At 73.0% G+C, this 8,103-nt stretch carries 7 protein-coding genes; 5 read left to right on the top strand and 2 right to left on the bottom strand.

Features of this window, described 5'->3' with window-relative positions; all coding sequences use genetic code 11:
• The 4 genes from CCN33_RS02065 to CCN33_RS02080 form a co-directional block, all read left to right on the top strand.
• The coding region (locus CCN33_RS02065; protein WP_086690443.1) for a ferredoxin--NADP reductase domain-containing protein at positions 1-920 on the top strand (920 nt) is incomplete at its 5' end.
• 232 nt (positions 921-1,152) lie between these two features.
• A complete protein-coding gene (locus tag CCN33_RS02070) occupies positions 1,153-2,325 on the top strand; it encodes a hypothetical protein (protein WP_086690444.1) in 1,173 nt (390 codons plus the stop codon).
• Positions 2,326-2,403: 78 nt separating this feature from the next.
• Positions 2,404-2,694 (top strand): YkvA family protein, encoded by a 291-nt coding sequence (locus tag CCN33_RS02075; protein WP_086690446.1) that lies wholly within the window; start codon positions 2,404-2,406, stop codon positions 2,692-2,694.
• A 159-nt stretch (positions 2,695-2,853) separates the two neighbouring features.
• A complete protein-coding gene (locus CCN33_RS02080; protein WP_244173568.1) occupies positions 2,854-5,592 on the top strand; it encodes a SpoIIE family protein phosphatase in 2,739 nt (912 codons plus the stop codon).
• Here CCN33_RS02080 and CCN33_RS33465 read toward each other — a convergent pair.
• Complete coding sequence (locus CCN33_RS33465) at positions 5,564-5,815, bottom strand: hypothetical protein (RefSeq protein WP_208621635.1); 252 nt, start codon at positions 5,813-5,815, stop codon at positions 5,564-5,566. The two genes, CCN33_RS02080 and CCN33_RS33465, sit on opposite strands and share 29 nt — an antisense overlap.
• A 28-nt stretch (positions 5,816-5,843) precedes the next feature.
• A complete protein-coding gene (locus tag CCN33_RS02095; protein ID WP_086690448.1) occupies positions 5,844-7,682 on the bottom strand; it encodes a glycoside hydrolase family 15 protein in 1,839 nt (612 codons plus the stop codon).
• Between the two features lie 144 nt (positions 7,683-7,826).
• Between CCN33_RS02095 and CCN33_RS02100 the strand changes: the two genes are divergently transcribed.
• The gene (locus CCN33_RS02100; RefSeq protein ID WP_030805020.1) at positions 7,827-8,033 is read left to right on the top strand and encodes a hypothetical protein; all 207 of its coding nucleotides are present in this window, start codon (positions 7,827-7,829) and stop codon (positions 8,031-8,033) included.
• Positions 8,034-8,103 lie beyond the last annotated feature (70 nt).

Here is an 8,103-nt window from a genome sequence, read left to right on the forward strand (position 1 = left end):
TCGCCGTCCTCGGTGTCGGCAACGTCGCCCTGGACGTGGCCCGCATCCTCGCCAAGACGGCGGACGAACTGCTGCCGACGGAGATCCCGCAGAACGTCTACGACGGTCTGAAGGCCAACAAGGCCCTCGAGGTCCACGTCTTCGGCCGCCGCGGCCCGGCGCAGGCGAAGTTCAGCCCGATGGAGCTGCGCGAGCTGGACCACTCCCCCAACATCGAGGTCATCGTCGACCCCGAGGACATCGACTACGACGCGGGCTCCATAGAGACCCGGCGTGGCAACAAGCAGGCCGACATGGTCGCCAAGACGCTGGAGAACTGGGCGATCCGCGACGTCGGCGACCGCCCGCACAAGTTGTTCCTGCACTTCTTCGAGTCCCCGGCGGAGATCCTCGGCGAGAACGGCAAGGTCGTCGGCCTGCGCACCGAGCGCACCGCGCTGGACGGCACCGGCAACGTCAAGGGCACCGGCGAGTTCAAGGACTGGGACGTCCAGTCGGTCTACCGCGCGGTCGGTTACCTCTCGGAGAAGCTGCCCAAGCTGCCCTGGGACCTGGAGACGGGCACCGTCCCGGACAAGGGCGGCCGGGTCATCGAGGAGAGCGGCGCCCACCTGACGTCGACGTACGTCACGGGCTGGATCAGGCGCGGCCCGGTCGGTCTGATCGGTCACACCAAGGGCGACGCCAACGAGACGGTGGCCAACCTGCTGGACGACCACGCCAACGGCCGGCTGCACACGCCGTCCGCGCCGGACCCGGAGGCCGTGTACGCCTTCCTGTCCGGGCGGGGAGTCCGCTTCACCACGTGGGACGGCTGGTACAAGCTGGACGCCGCCGAGCGCGCCCTCGGTGAGCCGCACGGCCGCGAGCGGGTGAAGCTCGTGGAGCGCGAGGACATGCTCCGGGAGAGCGGCGCCTGATCCCGCGGTGTCCGCGCGGCTGAACGACGACGAGACCCCGACGAGACCGGTGGCCCGGCTCTCGCCGGGGTCTGCCGTACCCGGCCTCCACGGGGCGCGCACGAGACGCGCCCCTGGCGCACGCGACCGCGCGCGCCCCTGCCCGACGCGCCGCCGCGGGACCCGGCGCCCCGATGGCGGGGCATACCGGTGATACTGGAACGCGCACCGGCCCCCACCAGCAGATTGGCCCATGTCGAACTCCGCCACCGACCGCGCCCCCGTCCCGCAGACGATCTGGGCGGCCCGCGGCCGTCACACCGGTACCACCCCCGAGGACGTCGTCCGCCGCACCCTGAGAGAGCGCCGGGCGCGCGGGGATCTCGACGACTTCTCGGAGCCGCCCGTCCCTGAGGGCTCCACCGGCCGCGTCTTCGAGGCGCGCTGGCGCGCCGGGGGCACGATCACCGTTCGGGCCCGGCTCACCCTCCTCTCCGTGCCGGAGCGGCCGGGGCACGAGTGGACGCTCGTCGCGGAGGCCGAGCGGCTGTGGGAGGAGGCGTGGCCCTCACCGGCCACTCTGTTCTGGCCCGAGTCCGGCTCCGCCTCCGAGGACGGCGAGTGGGACCACCATCCGACCGTGCCGGGGCTGCGGTTCCGGCAGGTCAACGCGCTGCCGCTGGACGACAAGGAGATGCGCAGGCGACTGCGGGACGCGGCCCGCGAGGCGTGGTGCGTCAATCTGGTCGTGCACGAGGCGATGACGCCGGACGAGCGCGGCAGGCTGCCGCTGGCCCGGCTGCTGCCACCGGGGCTGCGGCACCGGGTGATCGAGCACCGGGCCACCCCCCAGCAGTTCCGGGCGGTCAACTGGGCGCTGAAGGACCTCGGGGTGGAGGTGCCCCGCGGCGGTGCCGTACTGCTGCCCCCGGACCCGGTGCCCGCGGGGTACGACCGGCAGGCGTACGCCGTGCGCAGCGTCTTCCTGGACGGCTCCGAGCCTGCCGAGCTGGTCACGGCCCTGCGGGACTTCGTCGCGCTGTCGCGCCCGAGGCCGCGCGGGCTCGGTGAGGCCCTGGCCGGGCTGCGGGACAACTGGACGCTGATGACCGTGCAGGAGGAGCTGGAGCGGGAGCGGCGCCGGGTCGAGCGGTACCGGGAGGCGCTGGAGGCGATGACGAAGTCGCGGGATCTGTACCGGGAGGCGGCCGAGCAGGCCCACGAGGCGCTGGCCGCGTACCGCGACACACCGTTGCCCGTACTGCCCCAGCAGCGGCCCTCGGCCCGTAACCAGTCGCCGTTGCAGCAGCTCACCCGGACGTTCGAGCGGCTGCGGCTCCCGGCGCGGGGGCAGCGGCCCGGGAACCCTGACAGCGCCCCGGAGACCGACCCGGAGCGCGAGGCCGAGGGCGGCGACCGGGTGTGACCCGACGGCTGCCGGGCGCCGCAGCGGGCAGACGGAAGAGGGCGCGGGCGGGCCGCGCGTCGGGAGGGGACAGGGCTCATGGACAACTCCACGATCTTGCTGGTGGTCGCGGCCCTCGCGGCGGCGGTGGTGCTGGTGTTCGCCATCGTCCTGCTGGTGCGGCTGGTCAAGGCGCGGCGCTCCCTGCGGGACGCGGGGCTGCCGACCGGGCCGCGCTGGGTGTTCTGGGGCGCGGTCCTCTATCTGGTACTGCCGACCGATCTGCTCCCCGACCCGGTCTACCTCGACGACATCGGCGTCCTCCTGCTCGCCCTGCGCAGCATGCGCGCCGCGACACGCCCGCTGCCGGAGAAGCCCGGCGACTTCTGATCCGTGGGCGGCCCGGGGCGGTTCGGGTGATCCCGTACGGGTTTCCACCGACCGGGTGAGCGGCAGGGCGGCGCGGGTGAGCGCGGATCGGCGCCGGAAGGCCCTTCACCTCGGGGTACGGCCTCGCCTGACGGAGCGCGGCAGTGTAGACATGGGCACATGGTGCGACTGCCCGGCCGACCCGATCCGCGGGCGCCCCGTTCGTTCGGGCACCCGCGCGCGCCCATAGGCGCGCGGCATCCGGGCGGTGCCGGCGACGACGGTCCGCCCGGCGTGTTGCGGGCGGCGGCGACGGGGCGCAGCGTGGCCGGGCAGGTGTTCCTGCTCCAAGTGGTGATCGTGCTGCTGCTGGTCGTGTCGGCCGTGGTGGCCCAGGTGCTCCAGGTACGGCACGACAGCGACCTGGAGGCCCGTAACCGTTCCCTGTCCGCCGCCGGTTCCTTCGCCAACGCCCCCGGTACGGCGGCCGCGCTGCGCGCGCCGGACCCGACGGCGATCCTCCAGCCGAGCGCGGAGGCGGCCCGCAAGGCGACCCACGTCGACTTCATCGTCGTGATGAACACCCGGGGCATCCGCTACACCCACCCCGATCCGGACCGGATCGGCAAGAAGTTCGTCGGCACGATCGGGCCCGCGCTGCGCGGGGGGACGGTGGTCGAGGAGCTGACCGGCACCATCGGTCCGCTGGTGCAGGTGGTCGTGCCGGTGCGGGACTCGGGCGGCAAGGTGGTGGGCCTGGTCTCGGCCGGTATCACCACCGCGCACGTCGGCGGCGCCGCCGACCAGCAGCTACCGCTCCTCCTCGCGGCGGCCGCGGCGGCGCTCGCGCTGGCCACGGCGGGCACCGCGCTGGTCAGCAGACGCCTGCTGCGCCAGACCCACGGCCTCGGCCCCTATGAGATGACCCGGATGTACGAGCACCACGACGCGGTGCTGCACGCGGTCCGGGAGGGTGTGCTGATCGTGGGTGACGGCGGCAAGCTGCTGCTCGCCAACGACGAGGCGCACCGGCTGCTGGACCTGCCCGAGGACGCCGAGATGCGCAGCGTGCTGGACCTGGGCCTGGACGACGAGACGGCCGGGCTGCTCGCCTCGGGCCGGATCGCCACGGACGAGGTGCATCTGGTCAAGGACAGGCTGCTGGCCATCAACCAGCGGCCCACCGATCTGCGCGGCGGCCCGCCCGGCAGCGTCACCACGCTCCGCGACTCCACCGAGCTGCGCGCCCTGTCCGGCCGCGCCGAGGTGGCCCGCGAGCGGCTGAACATGCTGTACGACGCCGGGGTGGGCATCGGCACCAGCCTGGACGTGAGCCGTACGGCGGAGGAGCTGGCCGAGCTGGCGGTGCCCAGGTTCGCGGACTTCGTCACGGTGGACCTGTTCGAGCCGGTGCTCAAGGGCGAGGAGCCGAAGCCGGGCACCGAGCTGCGGCGGGCGGCGTTCAGCGGCATCCGCAAGGACGCGCCGCTGTATCCGCTGGGCGAGCGCATCCGTTTCGTGCCGACCTCGCCGCAGGCGCGCAGCCTGGCGACCGGGCAGTCCGTGGTGGAGCCGGACCTCAAGGACGCGCCGGGCTGGCAGGCGCAGGATCTGGAGCGGACCGAGCAGATCATCGAGTACGGCGTCCACTCGCTGATCACGGTGCCGCTGCGGGCGGGCAATCTGGTGCTGGGGGTGGCGAACTTCTGGCGCTCGGAGAAGCCGCAGCCGTTCGACTCCGAGGATCTGGCGCTGGCGGAGGAGCTGGTGGCGCGGGCGGCGGTGTCCATCGACAACGCCCGCCGGTACACCCGCGAGCACAGCATGGCGGTGACCCTCCAGCGCAGCCTGCTGCCGCGCACCCTGCCCGCCCAGGACGCCCTGGAGATCTCCTACCGGTATCTGCCGGCGCAGTCCGGGGTGGGCGGCGACTGGTTCGACGTGCTGCCGCTGCCGGGCGCGCGGGTGGCGCTGGTGGTCGGTGACGTGGTCGGGCACGGGCTGCACGCGGCGGCGACGATGGGCCGGCTGCGTACGGCGGTGCACAACTTCTCCTCGCTCGACCTGCCCCCGGACGAACTGCTCGGCCTGCTGGACGAGTTGGTGGCCCGGCTCGACCAGGACGAGACCCCGGAGGACGGCGCGGCCGCCGTCACCGGCGCGACCTGTCTGTACGCGGTGTACGACCCGGCGTCCCGGCGCTGCACCATCGCGCGGGCCGGGCATCTGCCGCCCGCGCTGGTGCTGCCGGACGGCACGGTGGAGTTCCCGGACGTGCCGGCCGGTCCCCCGCTGGGGCTGGGCGGGCTGCCGTTCGAGACGGCCGATCTGGAGCTGCCGGAGGGCAGCCGGCTGGTGCTGTACACCGACGGGCTGGTGGAGGACCGGGAGCGGGACATCGACGAGGGGCTCGACCTGCTGCGCGACGCGCTGCGGCACGCGACGGGCGCCTCGCCCGAGGAGACCTGCCGGACGGTCCTGGACCGGCTGCCGGTCCGGCCCACGGACGACGTGGCGCTGATCGTGGCCGAGACCCGCGTCCTGGGCGAGGACCAGGTCGCCCACTGGGAGGTGCCCGCCGATCCGGCGGCCGTGTCGGAGATCCGCGCCAAGGTGACCCGTCAGCTGGCCGACTGGGACCTGGAGGAGCTGACCTTCACCACCGAGCTGATCCTCAGCGAGCTGGTCACCAACGCCATCCGCTACGGCCGGGGCCCCATCGGCGTACGCCTGCTGCGCGGCCGGACCCTCATCTGCGAGGTCTCGGACGGCACCACCACCTCGCCGCACCTCCGCTACGCCGCCAGCACCGACGAGGGCGGCCGCGGCCTCTTCCTCGTGGCCCAGCTCTCCGACCGCTGGGGCACCCGTTACACCCCGACCGGCAAGATCATCTGGGCGGAACAGCCCCTGCCGTGACGCTCGGCCGGAGCGAACTCCGCCAGGTCTGGCCGACCAGGTCGTGGCCGAAGCTGTGGTGACGGTCCTCCGCGGTGAGCCGGAAGCCGTGGCGCTCGTAGAGGCGGCGGGCGGAACCGAGGACGCCCGCGCGGAACGCACGCTGGTGCTCGCGCTGCTTCGGGGTGCGCTGGTGGACCTGCTCGCGACAGGCGACACCGGGCGCGTCACGGCGGCGGTCCACCGTCAACTCGCCTCGGCGCAACGCTGAGTCAGCCCAGTGCCTTGTCCAGGTTGAAGGCCGCGCTGATCAGGGCGAGGTGGGTGAACGCCTGGGGGAAGTTGCCCTGTTGTTCGCCGGTGCGGCCTATTTCCTCGGCGTAGAGGCCCAGATGGTTGGCGTAGGTGAGCATCTTCTCGAAGGCCAGGCGGGCTTCGTCGACGCGGCCCGCGCGGACCAGGGCCTCGACGTACCAGAAGGAGCAGATGGAGAAGGTGCCCTCGTCGCCGCGCAGGCCGTCGGGGCTGGCCTCGGGGTCGTAGCGGTAGACGAGGGAGTCGGACACCAGGTCCTCGGTGAGGGCGTCCAGAGTGGAGAGCCACTTGGGGTCCGTCGGCGCGATGAACTTGGCGAGCGGCATCATCAGCAGGGACGCGTCCAGTACGTCGCTGTCCTCGCACTGGGTGAAGGCGCCCCGTTGCTCGGACCAGCCGCGGTCCATGATGCGGCGGTAGATGTCGTCGCGGGAGCCGCGCCAGCGGGGCAGGTCGGCGGGCAGGCCGCGGCGGTTGGCGAGGCGGATGGCGCGTTCGATGGCGACCCAGCACATCAGCCGGGAGTACAGGAAGTTCTTCCGGCCGCCCCGCGTCTCCCACACCCCCTCGTCCGGCTGGTCCCAGTGGTCGCACACCCAGTTCACCAGGTGGCACAGGTCGTCCCACTGCGCGCTGGAGATGGGCTGGGCCCACTTGTCGTAGAGGTAGATGGAGTCGATCAGGGCGCCGTAGATGTCGAGCTGGAGCTGCGAGGCGGCGGCGTTGCCGACGCGGACCGGGGCGGACCCCGCGTAGCCCTCCAGGTGCGGGAGTTCACTCTCGGGCAGCTCGGCCCGGCCGTCGATGCCGTACATGATCTGGAGCGGGCCCTCGACGGCTCCGTCGCCGGGGCTGATGTGGGTGGTGACGAAGCGCATGAACGCCTCGGCCTCGCCGGCGAAGCCGAGCCGGAGCAGGGCGTAGACGGCGAAGGCGGCGTCGCGGACCCAGACGTAGCGGTAGTCCCAGTTGCGCTCGCCGCCGAGCTGTTCGGGCAGGCTGGTGGTGGGGGCGGCGACGATGGCGCCGGTGGGGGCGTAGGTGAGCAGCTTCAGGGTGAGGGCGGAGCGGTGCACCATCTCGCGCCAGCGGCCCCGGTAGCGGGACTGGGCGAGCCAGTGGCGCCAGTAGGCGACGGTGGCGTTGAACTCGTGCTCGGCCTCGGCGTGCGCGCAGCCGCGCGGGGCGATCTCGCCGCCCGCCTGGTCCAGCGCGAACACCGCGCTCTCGCCCTCGCCGAGCTTGAACTCGGCCCGCGCGTCCCGGCCGTCGCACTCCATGGCCACGGTGGCGGTGAGCGTGAGTGCTCGCTCGCCGGCGTCGAACAGCAGCAGGCCCGCAACCTCGCGCAGGGTGTGCGGGTCGGCGCCGTACCCGAAGCGGGGCGCGACCAGGGCGCGGAACGGCACGGTGCCGCGTACGCAGATCACGCGGCGGATCAGCCGGTGCCGGCCCTCCTCGCCCAGGCGGCCGGTGCCGACCGGCATGAAGTCCTGCACCTCGCCGACGCCCTCCTCGGTGAAGAAGCGGGTGATCAGCACGTTGGTGTCGGGGAAGTAGAACTGCTTGGTGTGCGCCGGGACGGAGGCCGCCAGCTCGAACCGGCCGCCGCGCTCGGCGTCCAGCAGCGCGGCGAACACACTGGGGGCGTCGAAGGACGGGGAGCAGTACCAGTCGATGGTGCCGTCGCTGCCGACGAGCGCCACGCTGCGCAGGTCTCCGATGAGGCCGTGCTCGGCGATCGGCAGATAGCGGCGGCTCTGCCGGGTCTCCTGCTGGAAGGGCGTCTCGGCCATCGCTGCGGCCTCCCAAGGTGGTGTACGGCTGCCCGTCCAGCGTAGGCCGCTCGGGATGCGCGTGGGCGCCCGGCGGCCGATGGTGAGAGGGTGCCCCGTTCGGCGGCACCGGCACGGATGCGCCCATCCGGAGGAGGAGGCATCATGTCGAGTTCCACGCCCGAAGAGTCGCGGTCGATCGACGACCACTGCACCCCTGACGCCCTGCTGCACACCGCCCCGGCCAGGGACGTCACCCCGGAGGACCTGGTGATGGCGGCGGGCAGGGACGTCACTCCGAAGACCCTGGACTGGGCCCGCCGCAAGCTGGAGACGGAGGGCTCGGCGGCGATCGAGAAGCTCCTGCCGTAGGGGGTGTCTCGTCGATCTTCGTGGATCAGCCCGCGGCGTCCGGTGCGGTGCCTCGGCGTGCGGCCGGGTC

Origin of the sequence: Streptomyces recifensis (genome assembly GCF_002154615.1) — a bacterium.
GTDB classification, from domain to species: domain Bacteria; phylum Actinomycetota; class Actinomycetes; order Streptomycetales; family Streptomycetaceae; genus Streptomyces; species Streptomyces griseoluteus.